The sequence below is a fragment of the Paenibacillus sp. FSL L8-0333 genome (assembly GCF_037965665.1).
Lineage (GTDB): Bacteria > Bacillota > Bacilli > Paenibacillales > Paenibacillaceae > Paenibacillus_AQ > Paenibacillus_AQ odorifer.
Window position 1 is genome coordinate 6,776,903 of sequence record NZ_CP150186.1, and the last position, 25,913, is coordinate 6,802,815.

A 25,913-nucleotide genomic window follows, 5' to 3' on the forward strand; every position below is an offset into this window, starting at 1 on the left:
ATGTATACCTTATGACATTTTAGGAGGTAGTATAATGAGCAAGTACGACGAAGCCATGAAGCTGCTGGAAGAACAAGTGGGTAACAAGGACGGCCTGATTACTCTGTCTACCATCGCGCTGGAACCCGGGACCAATGGTATAAGCCGTCCCGCCGCCCGCATAGTGGACGCCTATTATGAGGACGGCGCGTTCTACACCGTCACTTATGCGACCTCAGGCAAAATGCGGCAGATCGCCCAGAACCCCGAAGTCGCCGTTTGTATCATCGTCGAAAACTTTACGGCCGATGGTATCGGTGAGAACCTGGGCTGGGTATGTGACGAGAATAACGCCGAGATGATGACTAAGTTGCGCACTATATTCGCCGATTGGTATAACGAAGCCAATAACGACGAAGACCCTAACACATGTCTGCTGCGCATTCGCCTGACAAAGGGCCTGTGGAATGACGCCCATAAAGGGATCAGAAATGAGATTGATTTTATCAATAAGACGGCAAATTAAGTGATCTATGTGATAGAACAGTCAGCAAAAAAGGTTCATCGCAGCAGTCCGCCGCGATGAACCTTTTCATAAGAACCAACTAAATGATAACAACTACATTAGAACTTTATAAAACCCGTAAGGCCTGGGAATTGACTTCCCGGAAATCCCGGAAAACCTGGAAATCCCGGATTTTCACCCTCTCCGCCTTCTCCGCTTCCTTCGTCAGGCAAGATAAGCTCATAAGTCACATTTTGTGCCGGTACTAAGTTCATAGCATACTCATCAATTTCCGGTGCCCCGTCTAACGCCTTCCATCCAATTCCAGTCACTCCTAATCCCCAGACAGATTTACTTGGAATCGTGAATTGTACGCCGAAACGATAGGTTTCCTCATTGATTAGCTTTTCTTCTTGTGTAAATGGATCAATGTAGATAAATTTCATTTTATACACATTTCTATAATAAATGAATTACATGAAAAAAAACGACTGACACCCTATTACAGTGTCCAGCCTCTTGTGCATCCAATTGTTATCTTCATTTATGTTAGCATAGCAACTTAACCCTCATCTGAAACTTAAAGAAAACTTTAACTTTAGCTTAAATAATGGGAAATAGAAATAGAGCGAAAATAATGTTCATCTAAAAAAAATAGCGGCGGAAGAGAGTTTATCTCTTCGCCGCTTACCGGAATACTCTGGATACAGGTCCATATTGAGAGGTGACTAATTATTATTTGAGCGTTTCATTTCGGTAGCCCCTCTCCCTAGTTAGAGCGTTTCAACCAATTTTTGAATCTTTGAGCGGGAAATTAAATATAAAGGACCCATTGTTTCGATTTTGCCGTCCTTTACACGTATAGCGCTCTCCTGTTCTGCCGCATAAACATCGATCTCTTCAGACAAGGGGAACAGATAGCCTTGAACAAACGTGGTGTAGCCACGCTTAGAATGGGATTCATAGGCAAAATGATCAAAGCCAATCCCCTCATAAATCGTACTTGTTTCAACTTCATGACCAGTGTCATTCAAGCTTAACCATTGAGCAGACATGTTTAGCGCACCGGCGCTGGCACCCAGTATAACGGCATCGCTATTTTTAATAACATCCGATAATTCATAATCCGCCAAAAAATCCTTCTGCAAAACAGGATACCCGCCGCATAAAAAAATGACAGAAGCGTTCTGAATGAACCTCTGGGCATCCTCCTTCTGCATGCGGTAATCAATGAAATGATATTCATCAAAAATAATGTTAGCCTGATTCAGCCATGTCCATTCAGAGATATCATCAAAGTTAATTGGCTCTTCTGTGTAACCAGACGGGTCAGCGCTAATCATAACAAGCGATTGTCTGTCTTGTATATCCTCATGCAAACAATGGACCAGCTTCTCTGGAAAAAAATGATTAAACCAACTGAAATAGTAGTAAGTACTCAAACTTAATTACCTCCATATGTATTAATTAGCCTCTTTAAAGTGGTTCAATTTAGCTTCAGCCGTCAGCATGGCGCCGTTAAGAATAAGATTATTCCCGTCATTGTGGGCCCTCGTTCTAAAATATAGGCTGCGCACAAAATTTTTCCCGTTTACTCTGGCAATTCTCGGCGCGCGCGTATCCGGCCATTCCGTACACAGCGACAAGCTATGAATCCAGTCGGCAATCTCCTGCTGCGGAAGCAGTGCTTCGCTAATCATCGTATCCACAATGCTGGCCATGCGCTCGTCTTCCTCCTCGTCAAATATCCGGACACCGTTATGCAGCATCCCTTTAATCGCCCCCAGCACCTCGCGCTGCACTGCATTATCGCTTTCCGGACAGCGGATCAGCTCCTCGAGGGCATCTGCCCCGTGAGCCGCGGCATGCGCCCAGCCTTCAACTGCCAGATAACCGCGCAGGTCCTTCTCCTCCTGGTAGTAGCGAAGCAGCGAATGCTTTAGATGCTGGAACTCATCCGGAGTCAAGAATGAATTATTCCTGTGCCGCTGTACAATAAGAACGATAGGCAGAACCGCAAACGCCCTGGTGAGTACGCTATGGTCATCTTCGCTTCCAATCTGATAGAACAGATGCCGGTCATCCATCAGGACAGCCAAAAGATGCTGCATTTCCGCACATGAGAACTTATTATCGCGCTTCAGCCATATGTGAAAAGTGGAATAGATCTGCTCACGGAGCTCCGATTCCGGATCGCCAATATGCCGCAGCATCAGATTGGTAAAGTCTTGTAACCTTTCTCCCTCACGCAGGATATAGCGTTCCTCCTCCAATCTTTGCAGCTTCCGTATCAGTTCTGTTCGTGTGTCCTCCGTACCCCATTCATTGAAATCATCGTCCAAAATACTGGCTTTCATTTAGTCGGTTCACTCCTAGCCTAGTTATAGCGGGCGTTATGGATTTCTCCCGCCGATATCCCTACTATAGAACACAATGACTGACACCAGGGCGTCAGTCATTGTAGGATAGAATCATATTTTGCATATATTGCTGCAGCTCCGCCCGTAATTCACGAGGCTCCAGCAGCTCGCACTCCTTGCCGAAGCTTAGAATGAATTTCAGCAGGCCCTCCTCATAAGGAAATGTATCCGAAACGAGATAGAAACCATCTTCACCCCGGCTAATCTTCTCTTTCTGAAAATACTCGGGAAGCTGCGCACCAATTCGTGAAGTGAATCTGAGCACAACCTGTATGTCCCGCTGCGAATAGCTGTGCTCAATGACCTCGGCGATTCGGTCATCGGGCAGCTCTCTTTTTACAAAAGGCGGTCCCTGCTTCAGTTGCTTGATCCGCACGAGCTTGAATCTGCGGTAGTCCCCTCTGACCCGGCAAAAGCCTATCACATACCAATCTCCATGGCGAAAGTCAATCCAGCTTGGCTCTACCGTTCGCTCCAGGTATTCCATATCCCTGTTGATATAGTCGAACACCAGCAGCCTGTTATCCGTGATGGCCTTGCTTATGATCCCAATGTATTCTTTAATTTCCTGCTCCATGCTGAAATGGGACATATCCAGAGTCAGTTTGTGCTTCTCGGGCTCCCGCTTATAGGTATGCTCAACCTTTAGCATAATGTCATTAAAAGCTTCGTTCCTGCCAAACAAGCCATGTAAATTCTTCATTACAGCTACAAACGTATGAGCTTCATCCCGGTTTAAAAAGAGGCCGCTTATATTATAGCTGTCCATAATATAGTATCCTCCGCCCTTGCCGCTGGACGAGGCAACCGGTATGCCGGCTTCTCCTAATTTTTCGATATCCCGGTAGATCGTCCGCAAGGATACCTCGAAATGCTCGGCAAGCTCCTTGCCCGTTACCGTACCTTTACCGGAGATGATAAGCAGCATGGAGAGCAATCGGTCAACTCGCATGATTGTGTGTGACGTCGGGTAACGTCTCCTCCTCTGGGTGAAGTAAGTGAATCATATACTCTCTTGCTTTAATGCATCAATAATATTCTCCTTTTTTACTTTAGCTCCGGAATAAACAACCGCAGAGCTGACAATGACAAATACACACACAATGACAGACAGAATGCTCATCCAGGGCAGGGTGAACCCATAGCTGAATTTGTTCGCAAATGCTTTATAGATCAGAACCATCACGGCGAAACTGACAGGAAGCCCATACAAGAGCGACTTGACCCCATAAAAAACACTCTCATAGTTCAGCATTTTTGCAAACCCCTTTGGCGTCGCGCCTACGGATTTCAGCATCGCGAATTCCCGTTTGCGAAGAGCCAGCCCTGTTGAGATCGTATTAAAGATGTTCGCAACAGAAATCGCAGAGATTAATACGATAAAACCGTAAGAAAAGACCTTCATCAGCAGAATCTGTTGTTCTTCTCTTATTCTGAATTGATATACATTGTAGACATTCAGATTGGTCTCATTCATCGCTTCAATTTCCTGCTGCGTTTTCACCGGTTCCGTGCTTTTCAAATGGAGGTACATCGAAGCGTTAGCCAGCTCCTCGCCGTCTGCCAGCCGATTCATGACGCGTTCCGACACGATCATATTTAACCCGCCTACGCCTACCGGGCTCATCCCCATCGGTGCCTTATCCGTCAATGCGGCAAATATCACTTTATTTGCCTTCGTTTCTTCCCCGCTCGCTTTAATAAAACTCGTTAGCTCGATATGTTGTCCGATATTCGCATATATGGACTTCGTCTGAATATATTTCCCCGTATCTATATCTTTGTAATGAATCGTATCCATCACGATTGCGGCGGGATGATCCAGATCCGTAAGCTGTTCGTAATCTGCGCCAACCGCTCTGGCATAGGCTTGCAGGCTCGAATCATTCATTGCATATAGCTTAATTTCGTAAGGGTATTTCCCGTCTTGCAGCATACTCTTATCCTGCTTAACCTTCTCTTGCAACTCGTCGGCGATGCTTGCTGCATCGACCCAAGCGATCCCGACTAACTCATGACTCACGTTGTATTCCGTGACGCCAACAAGAGATACAAGCGATTGCATCAACCGGTCATCTAGTCTTTCGCCATTACTGGACGACACTTCAATATCGTAATTGATGCCTTCCAGCGACAATGCCAGAGATTGTGTCAGGCCAGTCGTGAAAAACGATATCGTCAAAAACAAAACGATGCTGATGACAAGCGAAAAAAGAATAACATGATGTCTTCGTTTGTTCCTTTTTAAGTTTTTCAGCCCGATTTCTGCTTCGATTCCAAAGAGCTTACGAATGATCTTCGACGTCTTCACTGCTTTGGCCGTAAGCTTTACGTCAGTGGTTTGGCGAATCGCGTCCACGGGAGATACCCTGGATGCTTTAACCGCCGGGAGATACGCCGAAACGAAAATCGTCAGCATCGAAACAAGACAAGTAATCAAGAGCAATAACGGCGTGACGATAAGCCTCAGCTTTTCACTAGTCCATAATGCCCCTTCAATCATTGTGTTCATGAACGAAAAGGCGATTCCGATTCCGGCAAGACCGCATAAGATGCCAATGGGAATGCTGATCAAACCAATGACGATACCTTCAAAAAATACGGAATTTCGCTTCTGCCTTTTCGTCGCCCCCACGCTCGCGAGCATCCCTAAATGGCGGGAACGTTCCGAGACGGATATCGCAAAAGCGTTATAGATGAGTCCAACCGAGCCAATTATAATAGTCCCTATAATGATTGCCGATAATGAGAACATCATGCTGGATGAGGCCCCGCTGCTGGACAAGCCATAATAACGAAGCAAATCGTCATTATATTGGACAGTGTCAATTTGGTTTTTCTCAGCCAGCTTCTCCGCATGTGCGAACAAGAACGGATTGACCCGCTGCAAGACCACCGACGCATCGACCCGATCGTCCCCCCCGATGATATGATCATCGACATAGCTAATGATCGTATAAGCCGGGGCCCAAGCCGTTTCCGACACCGGATGTTTAATGAAGCCTACCACCGTATAATCCCTAATTATGCTATGCTGTAATGTCTCGGTTAATGTGCCGTCTTTCCTGCGCAGCGGTTCCGTCTGATCCAGGGGATGATCGCCCCCTTGTTCGAATCGGTCGCCGACGCGAAGCGTTAGACGGTCGCCGATTTCGTACTTCACTTTGCCATTTGTTGCAACAGACTCGGAGATCACAACCTCCTTGTCCGTGTGCGGAAGGCGCCCCTTGCTTATTTCAATCTGAAATTGTGTGAACCCTTGCACATCATATTCCTTAATGAACAAGTACGGCTTATTGGAATTTTGTCCCCCTTCTAATGGGGCATACCCAAGGTCTCTTGTGATTGCAACCGTTTTGGTTGCATCATCGCCCTGTATCGCCGCAAGCTGTTTCTTGGTTATATCTTGATACTGAATATGCCACTCCCCTGTATCTGTGATAGTTTGTCTGATCATTAAATCCGCAAAGGAAAAAATAAGCGTAATGACAGCGGTCATCATGGATACCGAAATAATTACGCCAAAAATAGTCACAAGTGTTCGTCTCTTGTTCTGCTTCAGATGCCGGATGGTTAATGTATTGACAATATTCATCGCCTTATCACCTCGTTTTTGGCAATCCTCCCATCTTCAATCGAAATGATTCTGTCGGCTTGCAGGGCGATCCGTTCGTCATGCGTGATTACGATCAGTGTCTGATGATAGGTCTTATTCAGCATTTTCAATAAAACGACGATCTCAATGCTATTCCTGCTGTCCAGATTCCCGGTGGGTTCGTCGGCCAGCATGATCGCAGGATTGCCGATGATCGCCCTGCCAATCGAGACACGCTGCTGCTGTCCACCGGATAGCTGATTCGGCAGATGGTTTAATCGATGCTGCAAATTCAACGTATTCACAAGATCAGCCAATTGCTTTTGATCTACCTTTTGTTGATCCAGCAAGAGCGGCAGCGTAATATTCTCTTCCACCGTCAGGACGGGAATCAGATTGAAAAACTGGTAGATCAGCCCGATTTGCCTGCGTCTGAAGATGGCCAGCTGCGTTTCGTCCAAGGTATACGTATCCGTATCCTGAACATACCCTTTCCCGCCAGTCGGTCGATCCACACCGCCCAGCATATGAAGGAGTGTCGATTTCCCCGATCCGGAAGGTCCGATAATTGCGACGAATTCACCTTTTTGGACCGAAAAGGAAACATCATCAAGCGCCTTCACCGCCGATTCGCCTGTGCCGTATATTTCGGACAAATTTTCAATTGTTAAAATCTCCATTGTCATCCCTCCTTCCCTAGATGCTCAATTCCAGGTATATACCATCTCTCTATATCCAACATCCCAAAGGGTTTCATTCCCCTCAATGGTTATCTTAAGCTCATTAGCCCCGGTGAGATAAAGGATCCTCATATCCGGCTCATGGAGCTGATCTTCTGCAGATACAGACAGGAGCTCATGCCCGTCAACGGTAACCTTAATGCTGCCCTGAAAATCCTTATGATCAGGAATTCCATAATTCAAGCTAAGATACAGATCTCCCTTATTACCTAGCGAATACGTATATGTTTCCTTCTTTTTACCTTCGATGCCATACACATTATATTGGGGTGTCACGTCTTGACCGCCAATCTTAAGACTGTTCTGTTTGGTTCCCGTTAATCGATTTCCGGTACTATCTTCCCATTCGTTTATCGCTACAAAAGGGGCCAACTCTTTGGTGAACACTTGATCAGCTACTCCTAAGACCCCCCACACGCCGAGCATTAAGACAGCACTGGCAATTCCCGTAGCAGTGATATTTCTCCAGTAGTTTTTTGTACGGAAGCCAATCTTGTACGCCCCGAATCCAATAGCAGCGCCCAATGAGTTCTTTATGACGTCGTTCGTGTCAAAGCTGCCGAGGAATGTTAGTGCCTGGATGGTCTCCACCACAAGAATGGACAGGATAAACCCTGTCATGAAGCGAACAAAGCTGGTGCGGTATAACAACGGAAACAGTATGCCAAAAGGTATGAAGGCTGCAATGTTTCCAATACCCACCAAGTCCATCAGTGTCGGATGTAGAAGATCGGAAAGACCCGGCACCCTAAAAAAATCGTCCGGCAAAAAAATAAAGGTGTACTGACTGGTTAGATCTACCTTATCCGCTCTGCCGAAAGCAAAAAACATAAAATAAAGAATAATCAGGGTGTAGCCTATGGTGATAAAAAAAGTAATCTTGCGCTGCTGCTTCATTTGCATGGTTGTACCTCCATCGTTCATCTGATGAATATCATTTTATCTGTCCAAAATGACTTTACAGTGACATTGGAGGTGACAGTTTAGTCACTTATGGAGTGCTGTTAAATCACATGCTTATAAAATTTGATCCGAAACTCTGTACCAGTCCCGCTGTCGCTCGTTACATCAATCACGCCGTTCTGGCTTGCAATGATGCTGTGAGCCATCGCAAGCCCTATACCGATGCTTCCTTCATTAGCATTCTTCCCTTTATAAAAACGTTTGAATATATAAGGCAAATCCTCTTTCGGAATGCCCTCTCCGTTGTCAGCAATAACGATTTCCGTAAATAGCACGTTGTCGGAAAATGTGATGGTAATCGCACCGCCCTCAGGTGTATGCTCCACTCCATTCTTCAAAATATTGATAACCGCTTCAGCAGTCCAATGGAAATCGCCGTCAAAAGAGACGTTGTCATCCCCTGTGATGGAAACGGTCTGTCCCTTAATATCCATCGGAATCATAACCGGATCCAGTGCATTTTGGATTAGGGTTTTCATGTGTATTCGATCTTTTTTGAACGGGATAGTTCCCGCATCCATTTTCGCTAGCTTTAATAAAGATGAAACAAGCCAATCGATCCGTTCAAGTTGAATGCGAATATGATGGGTGAACTTCGTTCTTTTGAGTGGAGGCAGATCAGGGGCGCTTAACAGATCTGCCATGACTGTCATAGAGGTGATCGGTGTTTTGAGTTGATGTGAAATATCGGAGATGGCATCGGTCAGTTGAAGCTTATCCTGCTGCAATAGAGAACGATGCTCGGAGAGCATGCGTGTCACCTTGTAAATATCATTCTTTAAGATGCTAAGCTCACCTTCTTGATTATCGCGAGGGTCAAGGGAGGCCTGGCCGCTGCTAATCTCCCGTAAATAGATGGACAGCTTCTCTAGCTCGTAATAGTGAACTGATCGATGTCTTCGGCGAGCACCTTTCGGGCTGAAGCGGCATTATGGCAGAGAACAGTCCAATAAACCTCTTGCTGCAGCGAATATTCCAGTCCCGACGCGATCGTCTTATCATCTTCAACTAATAATATTTTCATCTGAAGTTCATCCTTATGATTGGATTGAATTGCACCTGTCTCGGATTTACTTATAGTATTCCCCAAGATTTTAGAACATTTAATGAATTCAACGACTACACAATCTCTTTATTATAATGCCCTCTTGTGTCTGTTTCCTGATTAAAGACAGCATGATTCATTGAGCCATTTAATTTGCCTGACGCCATATTAATGACTTTCACAACCTGCTCTTTTGATTCAACTGTGAAGTTTAATCTGAGCGCCTCAATTCCTTGGATATCTTGTAGCTCATCTAAAAGATTAAGCGTCTTCCCGTTAAGGAGAGTCGTTGTACAATCATCATGGGAAATGATAGGGAACGTTCCGTGCTCATCTTTTAACTCATAGCTCTTCGTTTTGCAAATTCTGCATTGATTCATTTTTTTCATCGGACAATATTTCGTAAACATCAAAGGAGCCCTGCCATATACAATCATTTCCAGTGCAGGATAGCCGTCATTTTCTTTAACATAGGCATTCATTAAATCTTCAATTTGGCCCTTATTCAATTCATAAGATAAAGTGACTCGCTTTGCACCTAATTTATATAATTCATAGCAACTAGTGGCATTAATAACATTTAGAGAATAGTCCGTAACAAACGGGTTTGTTTCTCTATAGTGATTAATCCCCCCATATCCTCCAATTAGTAGCTGTCCTTCTTGTTCCTTATAATCATTCTGATTTCTTCTAACCACATTTTCGTAATAGATTTCCTTAATTCCACAGCTCACGCAAGCATCGTACTGTTCCTTAGTCGTTACAGAGGCCGTAAGGTATGGTTTTCCAGGGGCAAAGCTTATTTTTTCTTTTGCTTCCAAAGCCTTGGTTCTTTTCTGCTGGCTGTTAAGCTTTAAGTCATACAAGCCCAGTACAATATCTCTTCTTGCTGCATTTAACAGTTTAGCTGGAATAAATGCATTGCATTCCTCATACTCGACATGATTAAGTTCGAATATCGTATCATTTAATCTTGAGAATTGCTTGATTACCTGGTCTTTTGTTGTTGGATTATTAATGGCTTCGCCCAGTATTTCCTCGCTTTCATAGGAATAATTAAAGCCTAAGCCTTCCGCATCTATGAAAAGCTTTGAATCTGGACATGCATATACTCTAATATCGAGGTCAAACCGCTTAAATTCTTTTTCCAGTGATGCTTCTAATTCTTTGTTATAGAAATAATCCTTCGTTTTATATACTAAATCTCCCTTAGACATCTTTTCTTTGATTTTGATATAGCAGACATCCTCTGCTTTGTTGATTAATTCGCCATCTTTATCGTACAGTTTGGCAACCGTTAAATTAACATCTTCATTGTTGTGACTGATTCGAATGGTATCGTTCTGATTTAAAGGACGTGTAAGTGTTATTTCATACATGTCTTTAACAATCCCGCTGATTGTTCCAATTTCATAACCAAAGTTATTAGGTTTTAAGATGTTTGTAATATTTCTCCTGTCTTCGTGAAACAAATACCCTTTAGTAAATGTTCTATTGAATGTTTTTTTCAGATTTTCTTTGTCTTCTTCGGTTATTTTATGATCTAAGGCCTTGCGGTATTTGGATACAACATTAGCAACATACGTAGGCGCCTTCATTCGGCCTTCTATTTTTAAAGAATCGATTTCTTTTAAATCATGGATATAATCGATGGTGTTTAAGTCCTTAGTAGATAGAATATAGCTTTTCCCTAAAGATGTATCTGTTGTCTTATCGATTAGTTCATACTCCTTACGGCATGAACCCACACATCTTCCGCGATTTGCGCATCGATTGCCGAGCAATCCTGACATTAGACAATTTCCCGAATAAGATACACATAAAGCACCGTGAACGAAAATTTCTAAAGGGATTTCAGCTATTCTTTTGATCTCTTTTACTTTTTCAATCTTGACCTCACGGGACAGAACAACTCTTTTAGCACCAAGTTCTTTAAATAATAAAGTTCCATCTAGATCGTCTATTCCCATTTGAGTTGAACAATGTGCTTCCATATCAACAAAGTTTTTAACGATATAATCAAAAGCAATCAGGTCCTGGACGATAATGCCATCAACACCGATTTTATTTAATTCGTGTATCTGCTCTTTCATCTCTTCAACTTCGTTTTCAAAAACGATGGTATTCATTGCAACATAGATTTTAACGTTCCTCAGGTGCGCATACGTAACAGCCTCTTTTAACGTTTCTAAATCAAAATTAGACGAGTATGCACGTGCACCAAATTTTTGCATTCCTAAGTATATTGCATCACAACCATTAGATATTGCAGCTTTTAAAGCTTCCATATTTCCTGCTGGAGCTAATAATTCAGACATTTTTTCCTCCTATGACCCATAAATTGTACGCTAGTTAAAGCGAAATTCTTTATTAAAGATATTTTTTGTTACGCCTCAAACTTCAGACTATTTCCATTAATCATAAAATAAGAAATATACTTAAGCTGCAGCAAAACGCACAAGTCAATGGCTTGTGCGCTTGTTTTAAATGACCTCATTTGCTCTAAGGGACGTATCTCATAATAATTCTTTAAGTACATTTTTTGCCACGCGTATCTTCTCATCATTAGCGTCACGAAGCATACCCACAATATCCTGAATATCGCTCTCAGCTGAGGTAACCATAAACACTGCACTCCTCATGGGGTCTAGATATGACGGTAATATACCGAACGATATGGAAGAACTAATTCTTCATCCATCTGTATTTGCAGTTTTCCCCAACGATAACATTAATTATTGGCAGCGCTTACATACAAAACAGCTTCCTAAATTTGGATATGAGCTTGCCAATCATCCTTGTATAGAGAATTATTTGGCTCCTGAAGCCAAAACTGAGCAGGAATTATGGGTGCCTATCATTGCCAAGTAGCTAACATTTAATTTTACATAAGTATGAGCGAGCATCTGGCGCATTGATTAGCAGCCTTAAAAGAGCCTCCACTAAAATCGAAGTGGAGGCTCTTTTTACATTTTTGTTATTTCAATTGTATTGGCTTTAACCGTTATGCTGTGCAGTTCAAGTCATTTAAACTAATATTGAGTTCTGTTCTCCGCTTTACCACTATTTGTGATAAGGTTCCCCCCGATTGATCTTCACCGCGCGATACACCTGCTCCACCAGCACCAGGCGCATGAGCTGATGAGGCAGCGTCATGCGCCCGAAGCTCATGCGTTGCTGCGCGCGGCGCATGACCTCGTCGGAGAGCCCGTGGCTCCCTCCGATGACGAACACGACATGGCTCGTCCCGTAGGTGCCGAGCCGGTCAATTTCTGCGGCAAGCTCTTCCGAGCTCCACAGCTTGCCGTCGATCGCGAGCGCAATGACATGCGCCTCGCTCTTAATCTGCGCGAGGATGCGTTCGCCCTCGCGTCCCTTTACCTGCACGACCTCTGCTTCGCTTAGAGAATCGGGTGCTTTTTCATCTGCCACCTCAATGACCTGAAACTTCAGGTATGGTGTCAGCCGTTTTGCATACTCCGCGATGCCATCGATCAAGTACTTTTCCTTCAATTTTCCTACGCCAATAATTTGAATAAGCATAAGTGCCTCCTGTCATAATCCTCTATAGAAATAGCAAAAGGACGCGCACTGGGCGTCCCTTGTAGTTTTAGTAAGTACCTTCTGTTCTATCACATATTTGGTGGAAAAGAAACGACAATTAAAACGGCCTACTCTTGCGCAGTCCCTAAATGTCCTATTTTTCATGCAATCTATGGATCTCCTGATCCCACGTATTCCTAGATTGCCTGAATCTAGAATTTCATGTATTCCTCGTCCTCAGCAGGTTCAATCCATCCCTACTTACTTTCTTCCTGCTCCTCCATCACTAAATCCGGTTTCCCCCCAGCTTCATAAGCGCTCAATATAGAGTCCAGCAAGCCTGGGAAACGTGCATTAAGATCCTCAGTCCGCAGGGACAACATGCGCTGTGTTCCTTGAACTCGTGTAAAAACAACTCCTGACTCGCGCAAAGTACGGGCATGGTGAGACATAGTGGATTTTGCGATCGGGACGTTGAAGCCGTTGCAAGCCTGTTCTCCATTTAAGTGAATATCCGATACGATATGTAAGCGAATCGGATCGCTGAGTGCATACAATACGGAGGCAAGCTGAATGTCCTTGCGGTCCGGATGAAATAGTATTTTCACGGATGATTATCCCCTTTTGTCGTACGATGAATGCGAAAAAAATATTGGTGTTCCTAATTGCATTTTATATCAACGCATGCTATATTTCAATTGTTCGTAAGTAATCGAACTATTAAACAATAATAAAAGGAGTGCTTCGCACATGACTTCTGTAAATAACCTCTCCGCGAATGCGGATCATGAAGCCTCCGTTCCGGAAGCGCCTCTTCCACGAGAAGGCCTGCTGACCCTGCTGTTCAGTGTCGCTGTGGTTCTCGTCATCATGAATACGGCTATGTTCAATCTGGCGCTGCCTGATGTGACCGAAGCCTTCGGGATTACGGCTGCGTCCGCTTCTTGGATTGTCACCGGGTATTCCATTATGTTCTCGATTGCCTCAATCACGTACAGCCGGCTTTCTGATTTTCTGCCGATTCGCCGTCTGTTGGTTATAGGCTTGTTGACGCTGGGCCTCGCGGCTGTTGCCGGCTTTTTCAGCACTAACTTTATCTTCCTGCTTATCGTACGCATTCTCCAGGCCTCAGGCGCGGGCGCAGTAATGTCCTTGTCGCTTGTCCTGTTTACCCGCTATATCCCGCAAGCCCGCCGCGGCAAAGCAATGGCGACAATTATGTCAGCCGTCTCGCTGGGTCTAGGGCTTGGGCCGGTCGCGGGCGGAGCCATCGTCGAATATCTCGGCTGGATTTGGCTATTCTCTGTAACGGCAGCTATTCTGCTTCTAGTGCCGCTGTTCCTTATCCTGCTGCCCAAAGAAGTACCCACCCGTGGCTCCTTTGATGTACTTGGCGGGCTGTTCTTGGGCGTCGGCACGACCGGGCTGCTGCTGTTCCTGACCAGCGGGTTGTGGATTGCCTTGATCGCCGGAATTGTCGCCATTGCTTTATTTGTTGGCCGTATCCGCAGCACACCTGATCCATTCGTGATGCCGGAGCTTTTCCGTAACCGCTCATATCTCGTGTTGGCTCTGATCGGAGTTGCCTCCTACCTATGCAGCTTTGCCACGTTATTCCTGCTGCCGCAGATTCTGACTCACCGTTTCGGCTTCAGCGCAAGCCATGCCGGGCTTGTGATCTTTCCGGGTTCGCTGCTCGCCATCTTTGTCTCCCGCTCCGTCGGGCGAATCATTGACCGTTATGGCAATGCGGAGATTTTGCGTTTTGCACCATTGCTCGTATTGACCGCTACCATCCTATTCGCTTTCTTTGCTGGGCGGTCATGGATTGCCGTCATGTTCATCTATATGATTATGAGTCTGGCCTTCACGACACTGTCCAGTAGTGTATCCAATGAAATTTCTCGGATTCTGCCTTCTTCACAAATTGGCTCCGGGATGGGCCTGTTCCAGCTGCTGCAATTCTTCAGCGGCGCCTTCAGCGTGGCTATGGCCGCGAGCGCACTAGAATGGCAGCGCGGACTGCCGCTTTCTGCAGCCTACTCCAATATCTACTGGGGACTCTCTATTGCAGCATTGATCGCCATCATCTCAGCTATTCTCTACCGCCGAGGCAACCGAAGTAGCTCGCTGACCGACATAGTAGATGCAGCAGATGCATAAGACCTAATCGGCTAACACATATATTATTTCATGCAAAAAAACACCCTGCGGCCCATTTCCGGGACTGCAAGGTGTTTTTAATAAATTTTAACAGTCCTTTAGACCACTAAATATTCCGCATTCTTCTCACATTCCGCACATTTGGCCGGCGGGTCCCAGTCCGAGAACTCGGTCTCCTTCAAGTCCACAATATCAGGTGCATCCTCATACTCGTCCACAAATTTGTCGATGGCTAACTCTACATGTTCTTTACATACTACATACATTCAACCAAGCATCCCTTTCTGTGCCGCTGCGGCCTATACTCCTTCTATTGTTCTACCATACTTCCCACGAAAATGGAACTCCTATCTATCCATTCCAGCAATCTGTTCATCCATTGTCTATATTCTTGCCCTACCGAAAAAAAAGATTCCTCTCACCCCAAACGGGCAAAAGGAATCTCTTCACTAATATCTCTCTAATTTCTATAAATGTTATCTACAAACTCTCCATCTTACACTAGAAACTCCACTGGACGATCCAGCTCATACAATCTGCGGTAACGTGGTTCTTTTTCCATCAGCTCCGCATGGGTTCCACGCATTTCTACCGAGCCATTTTCCATAAAAACCACTTCATCCATCTGCTCCGCACCAACCAAATGATGCGTTACCCAGATCAGAGATTTACCGTCCATAGCTTCAAACATCGTCTGCAAAAGATTACGTTCCGTGCTTGGGTCCAGCCCTACGGTCGGTTCGTCAAGAATGACGACAGGTGTATTTTGCAGCAAAATACGCGCTAACGCTATCCGCTGACGCTCTCCACCGGAGAAACGTTGCCCCGCTTCACGGACAAAGGTATTGTATCCCTCTGGTAACGAGGAGATCAGCGTATCCATTTTGGCTAATGCGCCAGCTTCTTTAATCGCTTGTTCGGAAGCCTTCGGATCACCCATGCGAATATTGTTCGCTACCGTAGTATCAAATAAGTGTGGGCTTTGATTTAGCACCGCAATAATAGAAGGAATATTATCGCCATAGGCAGCCGCCGCGATTCCATTAATCATAGCCGAACCTGCAGAAGGTTGGATAACCCCTTGAATAGCCTTTAACAACGTCGATTTCCCTGCCCCACTACGGCCGATGATGGCAATTTTTTTGCCTTGTGGGATGTCGAGGCTGAGATCACGAACCGACCAGTTATCCTCTGATCCATAGCGGTAACCCACATTTTCGAGCTGGATATGAGCACTTTTTATGGCCTGAGGTAGAACATCGACTACAGATGCCTGTTCGGAAACTATATTCTGCTCTTCTCCAACCACTCCAGACAACCGCTCCAGCGAGTTACGGTACTGCGGGATTTTCTCCACAGCTTCGGATACTGGCAAAAAGGCATCTGCCACAGGAAAAACAACCAATACAAACGCCGCAATCAACGTACCTGCAATAGCACCATCCGCATACTCCCCGGCGGCCCAATATAACATCGAAAGCACGCCAACTCCAACAACTGCTTGCCCGATGAACGCACGTAGACGCGCCCAGCTGCGCAGCGCTGCATCCGTTTTGGCCACTTTTTTCTCATCTGCTTCATAGGTCTCCACGAACTGGCTTTGCCGTCCACTAATGACCCAATCGCCCATACCGAGAACGGCGTCAGTCAGCTTTTGATAGAGGCGATTACGCTCTACCTTCACTTCACGTTGACGTTTCTGGGTGAACAACAAAGATATAAGCGGCAATACCACGACCAACACCAAAATATACAAAGCCATTAATAACGCAAAACCGATATCAAAGGTGCCCAACGCAATCACCGCAACCCCGTAGATCAATAAAGCAATAACACTTGGAAATACAGTTCTCAGATATACATTTTGCAAATATTCGATGTCATCAGCTAACATCCCGAGAATATCCCCAGTACGGAAACGCGAAGACAGGAACAAGGCCTGTGGCTCCAAAATATTGTACAGGCGCACACGCATTTTAGAAAGAATCCGTAAAATGGTGTCATGCCCAATCAGCCGTTCCACGTAGTGAATGACTGCTCGGCTTGTTCCGAACGTACGTACACCAACAATCGGCACGTAGATCATCAGGATATTTTCGACCGGTGTAGACGCTTTTGAGATCAGAAATCCTGAAGTATACATCAATGAAGAGGCTGTAAATATCGTCAACGCCCCAAGCACAATAATTAGCACAAAACGCCAAAAATACGACGATACATAGGGAGCAAACCATCCTTCACGTTTCAATGGATTCCCTCCAATTGCGACCCAATCAACTCATAATACGCACCCTTGCGGGCAAGTAACTCCTGATGGGTACCGATTTCTGCCACTTGGCCTTGCTTCATTACTACAATAATGTCCATATCTAGCATCCAGTGCAGGCGATGGGTAGCCAGAAAGACCAGCTTTCCTTCAAAAAGGGGCACCATCGTCTCCTTCAACTCATATTCCGTTTCAATATCCAGATGCGCCGTTGGCTCATCTAGAAGCATAATTGGACGGCTGCTAAGCAGTGCCCGGGCTAATGCCACCCGTTGCTCCTGGCCACCGCTGAACGAACGGCCGCCGCCACCAATCATCTCATCTAAGCCATGCGGAAGTGTATCCACCAGCCCCGATAAACCAGTAGCTTTCACTGCCGCGACAACAGCTTCCATAGAAGCCTCAGGGTAATAAAAACGTATATTATCCGCTAACGTGCCGCTAAAAATATACGGACGCTGCGGGATATATGAGGTCTGTTTTCGCCAAGCCTCATCCGTTAATGCACTAACCGTTGTACTGTTAACCGTGATACTTCCTGAGGTAGGGTGTAAGAAGCCCCCTAATATATCCACTAAAGTAGATTTACCGGCCCCGCTCTCTCCGATAATCCCAATTTTGCTAGCTCCTTTAAATTGCAGGTTCAGCGCTTCCAGCGAAGAAAGCCCTGCTTCCTCATACTTCACGCTAACGTCATTTAATGTGAGCACGCTATTCTCATGCCAAGTGAATATTTGTTCCGATGTTTTTGCTGCAGAACCGACAGATAGACTACCGTTAGGGCCGATTACTTCAGCCTTCACCTCATCTTGATCTATAATGCTCTTCATTGCTTCAGCGGCTTCTTTCCCATCCAAAGTAGCATGGAAATCTGAACCCACCAATCTGACAGGCAGGAAATATTCCGGAGCCAAGATTAGAATCGTTAAGCCCGTAACCAATGTCATCTGTTCATTTACAAGCCGTAAACCAAGACTTACCGCTACAGATGCTACAGACAGCATAGTGAAGAAATCCAGGGCGAACGATGACAAAAAGGCCACTCGCAGCGTACGCATAGTCGCCGAGCGATAACGATCGCTGACCGTAGCAATGCTGTCGCTATGACTACGACTTCGTCCTAGAAATTTTAATGTTTCTAGCCCACGTAGTGAGTCTACAAAATGATTAGATAATGTGCGATATGATTTCAACTGCCGATCCATTTGCTTACGGGCCGTCATCCCAATCAAAATCATAAAAACAATAATAATCGGCATAGTTACCGTAAGAATAATCCCGCTCGTAGTGTCCATCGTAAAGACGTAAATAAGCACCAAGACCGGTGTAACAGACATCCCTACCATTCTAGGAATGATTGCTTCCAGATACGTGCGGAATTTAGTTACGCCTTCCAGCACTAGTGTAACAAGATCCCCGGTTCCACGCCCGCCCACCATTCTAGGGCCAAGCTGGAAGAGCTTGTCCATCATTTCCCTCCGCATAGTGCTGCCCGTTGCTTCCGCGAAGCGGTAAGAGACACGGCTCATCAGCATAGCACAAGCATGGCGCACAAGAAATGCAAGAAGGAACAATAGCGCAGTGCCCCATTGTTCCTTCAGAGGTTCTCCCGCAAATAGCGCAGAGATGACTTCTGCCAGCGATTTAGCCAGCAGAAGTATGGACAAGCTTTGCACCAGGGTAAGGAAGCCTACAATCAGAAAGACTGGCTTAACTCCTTTATACCCAAGCAAGTTTTTATCCATTAGTATTCAAGATGCTCCTTCTCGTGAACCCGTTTATGAAAGACAAAGTAACTCCAAATTTGATATCCCAATACGAACGGAAGGATGGTCAGTGCCACAATCGTCATTACCTTCAAAGAGTAATGGCCCGAAGCCGCATTAGTGATCGTCAAATTAAAAGCTTGATCAATTGAACTAATCATAACACGCGGGAACAATCCTACAAAGATAGAAGTTACCGAAAGCGCCATTACCGCTCCTGTCATTCCAAAAGCGTAGCCGTCCTTCTTCTTCGTCATGAAGTAACCGGACAGTACAAAGGCGATAACTCCCAGGGCTACAATAATCATAAGAACCGTTCCACGTTGCTCGAAAATATCCGTCATATTATAAGTCATAATCACAAAAGCAGTAAATAAAGCTGCGAGTGGTATCAGCAATTTTTGTGCCAACTTGCGAGCGCGAGCCTGTAGATCACCCACTGTACGCAGCGTTGTGAACATGAGACCATGCACCAGGCACAGAAGGACAACAGTAAGCCCTGCTACTACAGTGTACACATTCACGATATCTGTGAACCCTGCATACATTTGCATATCCCCATCAATAGGCAACCCTTTGATAAAGCTTGCAAACACTACAGCCAAGAGGAATGGTGGAAGGAAGCTGCCGATAAAGATACAGGCATCCCAAGTTCTTTTCCAAGCTAATGAATCACGTTTACCTCTGAATTCAAAAGCGACACCACGCGCTATCAGAGCTAATAAGGCAAATACAAAAGGAATATAGAATCCACTAAACAGCGTTGCATACCACTCCGGGAAAGCCGCAAACATTGCACCCGCAGCTGTGATAAGCCATACCTCATTCCCATCCCAGAAAGGTCCGATCGAGTTAATCAGAACACGGCGCTCTGTATCATTTTTAGCGAGAATTTGTGTTTCCATCCCTACGCCGAAATCGAAACCCTCCAGGAAGAAGAACCCTATAAACAGAACTGCAATCAGCACAAACCACAATTCATTAAGAGATATCATGGGAACCCTCCTCGTTATATGGATCATTCGAATCGCCGTGATCGTTATCCATCGCATAAGGACCTTTTTTAATCACTTTAATAAACAATCCGACCAACACTAATCCTAGAATTAAATAAATCGTTGTAAAAGAAATCACGGAGAACAGAACTTGACCACTTGTAATATTAGGCGACACACTGTCTTCCGTTGTCATCAGTCCGAATACCGTCCATGGCTGACGCCCGAATTCGGTCATAACCCAACCGGCTGTATTCGCAATCGGAGGAAGCAACAAGCCCCATAACATGAACCGCATAAACCAAGTGTTCGGACGGTCCATTTTTTTGCGCCACATTAAGTACATAGCGTACATTCCCAATACAATCATTAACGTTCCTGCTAGAACCATGATCCGGAAACTCCAGAATGTCGTACGTACAGGTGGAATATAGTCACCGGGGCCATAGGTTTGCTCATACTCCGCTTGCAGCTCAAGCATACCTTTAACTTCACCGGAAAATTTACTGTATGAAAGGAAACTCAGCATATAAGGAATTTGAAATTCTCCAGTACTGATTTGATTCTCTGGATCAATGTTTGCCCATACGGTCCAAGGTGCCGGGTCACCACTCTTACCCCACAGTCCTTCGGAAGCTGCCATTTTCATTGGTTGAGTTTCAACCAAATATTGCGCTTGGGCGTGACCAGCAACAGCTACACCAATAGAAGAAATAATCCCTACGATAGCTGCAATCTGAAAAGACTTCTTAAAGAAAGAAACCTCTTGTTTCTTCAATATTTTATAAGCACTAATACCTGTTACAAGAAAAGCACCTGTTGCATAAGCAGCCAGTACTGTATGTGGGAATTCAACCAGCAATTGTCCGTTCGTAATAAGCGCGAAGAAATCATTCATTTCTGCACGTCCATTATTTATCTCAAAACCCACAGGATGCTGCATAAAAGAGTTAGCCGCTAGAATCCAGAATGCAGATAACATCGTACCGAATGCTACCAGCCAGATGGACAGTAAATGTACTCGCTTGGATACCTTATCCCAGCCGAATATCCATATCCCAATAAAAGTAGACTCCAGGAAAAAGGCTGCCAATGCCTCAACTGCAAGTGGAGCCCCGAATACATCACCCACAAAACGTGAATAATCGGACCAGTTCATCCCGAACTGAAATTCCTGCAATATCCCTGTAACTACCCCTACTGCAAAATTGATGAGGAATAGCTTTCCCCAGAACTGCGCCATTTTTTTGTACTCTTCATTACCTTTTCTAACGTACATTGTCTCCATGATTGCAATCAAGAGCGCTAGTCCGATTGATACCGGTACAAAGAAATAGTGGAATATTGTCGTCGACGCAAATTGTATACGCGACAGCATTACTGTATCCATATTTGTCCCTTCCTTCTCCCCTTTTCGTTAATTATATTCTGTCAAAAATTTAAGCTTCTTTTTGTGATAAATGTCACATAAAGATAGTCATTTAACGGTGAAATTCAAATGATTTGTGACAAAGATCACAATTTAGCATAAAGAAAGCAAAAAAAATAAGACGGTTTACCCGTCTTGAGTGGTTCGTCGTTCTATTAAATGCTTGACTCATTTAGGTATTGGTTAGATGGAAATACCCTTCTTCAGCGATTTGAGATCGCCATTCGAATTAAGCAATTGGGGTAGCATCTTCGTGCTGCGAACCATTGGAGAGTCACATAGACGGCAAGAAGGCGCATGTTCAAATGCGAAATTATCCCTCATCCATCCGTTGCATCCCTCATTGGTACATGCCCAAATTGCGGTATTTTCTTCCGGTATTTCTTCCAAAGGTTTCTTCCGGTAGTTCATTGCCGTTCCTCCCATCCTGTAAGTCAATAGTGAGTAACTAGATATAAAAAGACCGTCCCAACTTTCACAAGCTGGGACGGTTTCTTCTATTATTACAGTTTTACAACGTTTTCGGCTTGTGGTCCACGGTTGCCTTGAACAACGTTGAATTCAACGCGTTGGCCTTCGTCCAAAGTTTTGAAGCCGTCGCCAGTGATTGCGCTGAAGTGAACGAATACGTCGCTTCCGCCTTCAACTTCGATAAATCCGAATCCTTTTTCTGCGTTGAACCATTTAACTGTACCTGTTTGCATGTGTGTTACCTCCACAAATTTAAATTAATATGTTCTTTTTATCTTCAAACAAAGAAAAAATTCACACATTGAAAAAGGTTGTATTACCAAATATGACAGCCCTTTTCAATGCGAGAATTAGGGACTAAATGTATGATTGATATCATATTACCACACCTGATTAGCAAAGGCAAGCAAGCATCCGAATATATCCGGTTTTGCCCTAATAAGTATTACCTTCCAATGTAAGGGCTGCCACTTAGTGTTTATTCCCTAAATAGATCCTTTTTCTGGCATAATTATCATGGTTTTAGAAAAATAGCTTTCCCAAAAACGTTACTTTTATCCGCTTTTTCAAGAAGGTACCCCCTCGGAATCGAAGGGGTAGTCCGCTCTACTTGTCGTAACTGCTATATCATTATATACCGACTTCCAGCATATTATTCCTGTGGTTTTTCAAGAAGTTTAACTGTTGCCTGTTTGGCCTCGCCGTTTCGATAGTAAGTAATTTTCAGATCATCACCGATCTTCGTATGATTATATAAGTACTTGCGAAGAGAAAGGGTAGATATGATGGATTGATCATTAAATTTGGTAATGACATCATTGAATTGCAGTCCAGCTTCCTTCGCAGGGCCAACGGCTTCTAGAACAACTACTCCATCCTTAACACTGTTCGGCAGGTTCAATTCATTGCGTTGATCTTCTGCTAGTGGAACGTACGGATTGTTCAAATCAACTGAATATACACCCAAGTACGAACGGGCAATATGCCCTTTTTCAGCCAGCTCATTAGCGATATCTATCACATGATTCGCAGGAATTGCAAAACCCAGACCCTCTACACCCGTATCTGAAATCTTCATCGTGTTAATTCCAATGACCTTGCCATCGAGATCCACTAACGCGCCGCCACTATTTCCTTCATTAATCGCCGCATCAGTCTGTATCACTTCTTGTTCCCAGTCATATACTCCATCCTGATTAAGGGATACGGGAACCATCCGTTCAGTATAGCTAACAATCCCCGAGGTCAATGTATCACCAAGTCCTAGCGGATTACCGATAGCAATGACCGTTTCACCTAGACGAAGCTTAGAGGAATCACCGAGCTGCGCGATGGTATCGATTCCTTTGGCATCAATAGAGAGTACCGCAATGTCGCTTACTTTATCCGTTCCAACGAGTGTTGCCTTACGGGTCTCTCCGTTCACTGTAACTACCTCGAGATTACCGGAGTCTTCGATGACATGATTATTGGTAATGATAAATGCTTTATTTCCTGTCTTTTTATAGATCACTCCTGAGCCTAGTGCGGACTCATCCAGAATGTTTAATTCTTCATTATCTTCTTTATGATTGATAATACTTACTACTGCAGGGCGAACCGTGGCAGCAGCTTGAATAATCCGGTCAAATGGATCACTACTGCTTGGGGCAACATTTCCAGTTGTTACAACCGGCTTTTGAGCAGTCTCATGACTCATCTGGCCTGTAAACATACTGAATAACAGAACTGCCACCACAGCGCTGACTAAGGAGCAAACGGCGGATATTTGCCAGGTAGATAGCCCTTTACGCGATCTGCGTACAGAATGTCTACGGTTAGCAAACGATCCCTTTGATGCTTCATCCCCTCTGGACCGCGAAACTTTAGTTGAATAGAAATCATCATCAAACAATCCCACCGAAAATCTCCCCCTTCTATTGCCAAGCGTTCACTGTTGTTAAGACCTGAACCTATAGCAACCACGTCCGAACCAAACCTCTGTAACCATTAGACTCCAAATATCACTAAAAAGTTTCACTTTATCCATTAACCCCACAAGAGTTTCGATCAATCGTTAGATTATGATAATCTTTTAATATATCTTCTCTATTAGGAATATTTTGCAACTTAAAAGACTACAATAAAATAGAAGTGTCCCTAAAATTTTAGCTTTGCTCATCACGCTTTTAATTGTATCACAGGCAACCTGCAATTCGGGATTTTCCTCAGCTAAAACACCTGCGAATTTTTTACAGTTTTCAGTTCTAATTACACTATAAATTCACACTATTAAAGGAGGATTAATTATGAGTTCTTTTTCAACAAGTATGGATTTAGTCGAGTTTATCGGTAAGCTTGGTGACTTAAAGGATGAACACTACCACATGACCCTTGCCTTTAGCGCAATGATCGAATTGATGATTGAAAAAGGCCTGATCTCCCGCCAAGAATTAGATCGCAAGACCGCTGAACTTGATCAGCTTATGACTGGCTCAGCTTATCCCATGGCGTAGGTTGATCATAATACGTATCACACAGTCTGAACTCACTATCTTTGAAAAAACAGCCCCGATCCTCCATTGCGCCGCGTACCGACATTTTTGCCAAATCCATCATATTGTGATCCCGGCTTAAATGCGCCAAATAGGTCCGTTTGGTCCGCCCTGTAAGAATTTCACTAAGCGCAGCTCCAGCTGCCTCATTGGAAAGGTGACCCATGTCGCCTAGGATGCGCCGTTTCGTATTCCACGGATAACGTCCCATTCTCAGCAATTCGATATCATGATTCGCCTCCAGCACCAATACATCTGCATCTGAAATTGCATCTCTTACCTTATCACTAACATAGCCCAGGTCTGTAGCTACACATAACTTCTCTTTTCCATCATAAAAATTGTAACCCACTGGCTCCGCTGCATCATGAGAAATCGCGAAGGATTCTACTCGCATACTGCCGAAATCCTTGTGCTGGCCAGACTCCATGATCATACGGTTATACTCCGGTATTTTACCAATTCCCTTCTCGATAGCTCCCCAGGTATTGGTGTTCGCATAAATCGGAAGATCGTATTTACGGGCCATGGCCCCGAGTCCCTTGATATGATCGGAATGTTCGTGTGTAACTAGAATCCCGTCTATATCATTACCCGTTAGTTCACGCATGGCCAACAGCTCATCGATCCGCTTGGCACTAAAACCTGCGTCAATCATAAGTGTTGTCTCCCCGTTTCGTACCACCGTTACATTGCCGGTAGAACCACTGGACAGTACTGTAAATGAAATCCCCATTTTCCTTACTCCTTCTACTCTGTTGTCTTAGGACTGATGATGTCCGCACTAATAGCATCCACATAATAGGCATTGCCGTTCTCCAGCATAAACCGCCACATCGGCGAAGCTACCTGACTTTCCGAGTTGAACAGCTCACCGTAATACCCCAGCTCAATCTCCTTCACTACGGAATCTGCCGGGAAATACTTCTCTATCAAACTACTAAGTGCTTGCGATGCTGGAAGCACCTTCTGTTCTTTATCGCTGCTGCTTGTCCCTATTTCAATCTTCGGCCAGCGGTAAGCTACGATTTTTTGATCACTGTTAATCAACTCTAGCCTAACACGGAACAACGACCACTGATTTTGAACCAGCGGATGAAGAACGAACTTTCCTACCTCACTTTCCTGTGAATCAAAGCGATAATTGGAAATGTCAGGAATCTTATCCTCAAGCGCCTTGCTAAGCTCTGAGAAGGAAGAATAGATCAGCTTGCTGTCTATAGGTACATCTAATTTAATTGGTGGTTCAGTCTGCTCTTCAGCAGAATAACGATAAGTAATGTTAGGAAGCTGCGGGGTAGACGCCGGAATGGGACACAATACACGAATCCCTTTCTGCTCCATTACGGCTTGGGTCTCAGCAGACAGGGAAGTAAAATCAAGATTAGCACTAACCTGATCGCGCAAATCGACCCACAGCTGGTAACATAGCAGCAGATTCAGACCTAAAAAGGCGCAAATCAGTACATTTTTAGCTCTTCCCCAATCCATACCCGAAC

23 protein-coding genes and 2 pseudogenes are annotated in these 25,913 nt (G+C 44.7%); 3 read left to right on the forward strand and 22 right to left on the reverse strand.

What is annotated here, in order from left to right; translation table 11 throughout:
* The first annotated feature begins 34 nt into the window (after positions 1-34).
* Positions 35-505, forward strand: a complete 471-nt coding sequence (locus NYE72_RS30195; RefSeq protein WP_036682406.1) for a pyridoxamine 5'-phosphate oxidase family protein — start codon at positions 35-37, stop codon at positions 503-505.
* Between the two features lie 98 nt (positions 506-603).
* Here the strand turns inward: NYE72_RS30195 and NYE72_RS30200 are convergent, their stop codons facing one another.
* From NYE72_RS30200 to NYE72_RS30255, 12 genes and pseudogenes are all read right to left on the reverse strand, one after another.
* On the reverse strand, positions 604-930 hold the full coding sequence (locus tag NYE72_RS30200; protein ID WP_038573923.1) for a hypothetical protein: 327 nt from the start codon (positions 928-930) through the stop codon (positions 604-606).
* Between the two features lie 327 nt (positions 931-1,257).
* Positions 1,258-1,926, reverse strand: coding sequence for a cyanophycinase (locus NYE72_RS30205; protein WP_038573925.1), 669 nt, complete (start codon positions 1,924-1,926; stop codon positions 1,258-1,260).
* Between the two features lie 21 nt (positions 1,927-1,947).
* Positions 1,948-2,841: a DUF2785 domain-containing protein gene (locus NYE72_RS30210; protein WP_052097397.1), complete on the reverse strand. Its 894-nt coding sequence runs from the start codon at positions 2,839-2,841 to the stop codon at positions 1,948-1,950.
* A gap of 94 nt (positions 2,842-2,935) precedes the next feature.
* The gene (locus tag NYE72_RS30215) at positions 2,936-3,856 is read right to left on the reverse strand and encodes a YafY family protein (protein ID WP_038573927.1); all 921 of its coding nucleotides are present in this window, start codon (positions 3,854-3,856) and stop codon (positions 2,936-2,938) included.
* Positions 3,857-3,907: 51 nt separating this feature from the next.
* Entirely contained in the window at positions 3,908-6,499 is a 2,592-nt protein-coding gene (locus NYE72_RS30220) for an FtsX-like permease family protein (RefSeq protein WP_038573929.1), read from the reverse strand.
* A complete protein-coding gene (locus NYE72_RS30225) occupies positions 6,496-7,179 on the reverse strand; it encodes an ABC transporter ATP-binding protein (protein ID WP_339211036.1) in 684 nt (227 codons plus the stop codon). Before NYE72_RS30225 ends, NYE72_RS30220 begins: the two co-directional genes overlap by 4 nt.
* Positions 7,180-7,203: 24 nt before the next feature.
* The gene (locus NYE72_RS30230) at positions 7,204-8,142 is read right to left on the reverse strand and encodes a VanZ family protein (RefSeq protein ID WP_038573933.1); all 939 of its coding nucleotides are present in this window, start codon (positions 8,140-8,142) and stop codon (positions 7,204-7,206) included.
* Between the two features lie 101 nt (positions 8,143-8,243).
* Positions 8,244-9,083 (reverse strand): annotated as a pseudogene (locus tag NYE72_RS30235) (HAMP domain-containing sensor histidine kinase); the annotation flags it as partial.
* A pseudogene (locus NYE72_RS30240) lies at positions 9,080-9,226 on the reverse strand (DNA-binding response regulator); the annotation flags it as partial. The pseudogenes NYE72_RS30235 and NYE72_RS30240, both read right to left, overlap by 4 nt.
* A 95-nt stretch (positions 9,227-9,321) precedes the next feature.
* Positions 9,322-11,565, reverse strand: coding sequence for a U32 family peptidase (locus NYE72_RS30245; protein ID WP_076099773.1), 2,244 nt, complete (start codon positions 11,563-11,565; stop codon positions 9,322-9,324).
* A gap of 745 nt (positions 11,566-12,310) precedes the next feature.
* Complete coding sequence (gene rlmH, locus NYE72_RS30250; RefSeq protein ID WP_036677839.1) at positions 12,311-12,790, reverse strand: 23S rRNA (pseudouridine(1915)-N(3))-methyltransferase RlmH; 480 nt, start codon at positions 12,788-12,790, stop codon at positions 12,311-12,313.
* A 257-nt stretch (positions 12,791-13,047) separates the two neighbouring features.
* A complete protein-coding gene (locus NYE72_RS30255) occupies positions 13,048-13,398 on the reverse strand; it encodes a helix-turn-helix transcriptional regulator (RefSeq protein ID WP_038573939.1) in 351 nt (116 codons plus the stop codon).
* Between the two features lie 142 nt (positions 13,399-13,540).
* Here NYE72_RS30255 and NYE72_RS30260 point away from each other — a divergent pair, with 142 nt between their 5' ends.
* The gene (locus NYE72_RS30260) at positions 13,541-14,953 is read left to right on the forward strand and encodes an MFS transporter (protein ID WP_339211038.1); all 1,413 of its coding nucleotides are present in this window, start codon (positions 13,541-13,543) and stop codon (positions 14,951-14,953) included.
* A gap of 98 nt (positions 14,954-15,051) precedes the next feature.
* Here the strand turns inward: NYE72_RS30260 and NYE72_RS30265 are convergent, their stop codons facing one another.
* The 8 genes from NYE72_RS30265 to NYE72_RS30300 all read right to left on the reverse strand — a co-directional run bounded on the left by NYE72_RS30265 (position 15,052) and on the right by NYE72_RS30300 (position 23,780).
* Positions 15,052-15,219 (reverse strand): CxxH/CxxC protein, encoded by a 168-nt coding sequence (locus tag NYE72_RS30265; RefSeq protein WP_063829780.1) that lies wholly within the window; start codon positions 15,217-15,219, stop codon positions 15,052-15,054.
* Positions 15,220-15,449: 230 nt separating this feature from the next.
* Complete coding sequence (gene cydC / locus NYE72_RS30270) at positions 15,450-17,201, reverse strand: thiol reductant ABC exporter subunit CydC (protein ID WP_339211040.1); 1,752 nt, start codon at positions 17,199-17,201, stop codon at positions 15,450-15,452.
* The gene (cydD, locus tag NYE72_RS30275) at positions 17,198-18,964 is read right to left on the reverse strand and encodes a thiol reductant ABC exporter subunit CydD (RefSeq protein WP_339211042.1); all 1,767 of its coding nucleotides are present in this window, start codon (positions 18,962-18,964) and stop codon (positions 17,198-17,200) included. Before cydD ends, cydC begins: the two co-directional genes overlap by 4 nt.
* Positions 18,964-19,980 carry a cytochrome d ubiquinol oxidase subunit II gene (cydB, locus tag NYE72_RS30280; RefSeq protein WP_038573947.1) on the reverse strand — a complete coding sequence of 339 codons (1,017 nt, stop codon included), beginning with the start codon at positions 19,978-19,980 and terminating at the stop codon, positions 18,964-18,966. The genes cydD and cydB overlap by 1 nt, the downstream gene beginning before the upstream one ends.
* Positions 19,967-21,370: a cytochrome ubiquinol oxidase subunit I gene (locus NYE72_RS30285; protein ID WP_036677831.1), complete on the reverse strand. Its 1,404-nt coding sequence runs from the start codon at positions 21,368-21,370 to the stop codon at positions 19,967-19,969. Before NYE72_RS30285 ends, cydB begins: the two co-directional genes overlap by 14 nt.
* Positions 21,371-21,592: 222 nt before the next feature.
* Entirely contained in the window at positions 21,593-21,820 is a 228-nt protein-coding gene (locus NYE72_RS30290; RefSeq protein WP_036677829.1) for a cold-shock protein, read from the reverse strand.
* 92 nt (positions 21,821-21,912) lie between these two features.
* The gene (locus NYE72_RS30295; protein ID WP_019914582.1) at positions 21,913-22,113 is read right to left on the reverse strand and encodes a cold-shock protein; all 201 of its coding nucleotides are present in this window, start codon (positions 22,111-22,113) and stop codon (positions 21,913-21,915) included.
* Positions 22,114-22,532: 419 nt separating this feature from the next.
* Positions 22,533-23,780, reverse strand: coding sequence for a trypsin-like peptidase domain-containing protein (locus NYE72_RS30300; RefSeq protein ID WP_036677827.1), 1,248 nt, complete (start codon positions 23,778-23,780; stop codon positions 22,533-22,535).
* Between the two features lie 388 nt (positions 23,781-24,168).
* Here NYE72_RS30300 and NYE72_RS30305 point away from each other — a divergent pair, with 388 nt between their 5' ends.
* On the forward strand, positions 24,169-24,375 hold the full coding sequence (locus NYE72_RS30305; protein ID WP_036677826.1) for a hypothetical protein: 207 nt from the start codon (positions 24,169-24,171) through the stop codon (positions 24,373-24,375).
* On the opposite strand, the gene NYE72_RS30310 is transcribed toward NYE72_RS30305, so the two are convergent.
* Positions 24,344-25,150: an MBL fold metallo-hydrolase gene (locus tag NYE72_RS30310; RefSeq protein WP_036677825.1), complete on the reverse strand. Its 807-nt coding sequence runs from the start codon at positions 25,148-25,150 to the stop codon at positions 24,344-24,346. The genes NYE72_RS30305 and NYE72_RS30310 overlap by 32 nt on opposite strands.
* A 14-nt stretch (positions 25,151-25,164) precedes the next feature.
* Positions 25,165-25,905 (reverse strand): two-component system regulatory protein YycI, encoded by a 741-nt coding sequence (yycI, locus tag NYE72_RS30315; RefSeq protein ID WP_036677823.1) that lies wholly within the window; start codon positions 25,903-25,905, stop codon positions 25,165-25,167.
* Between the last annotated feature and the right edge of the window lie 8 nt (positions 25,906-25,913).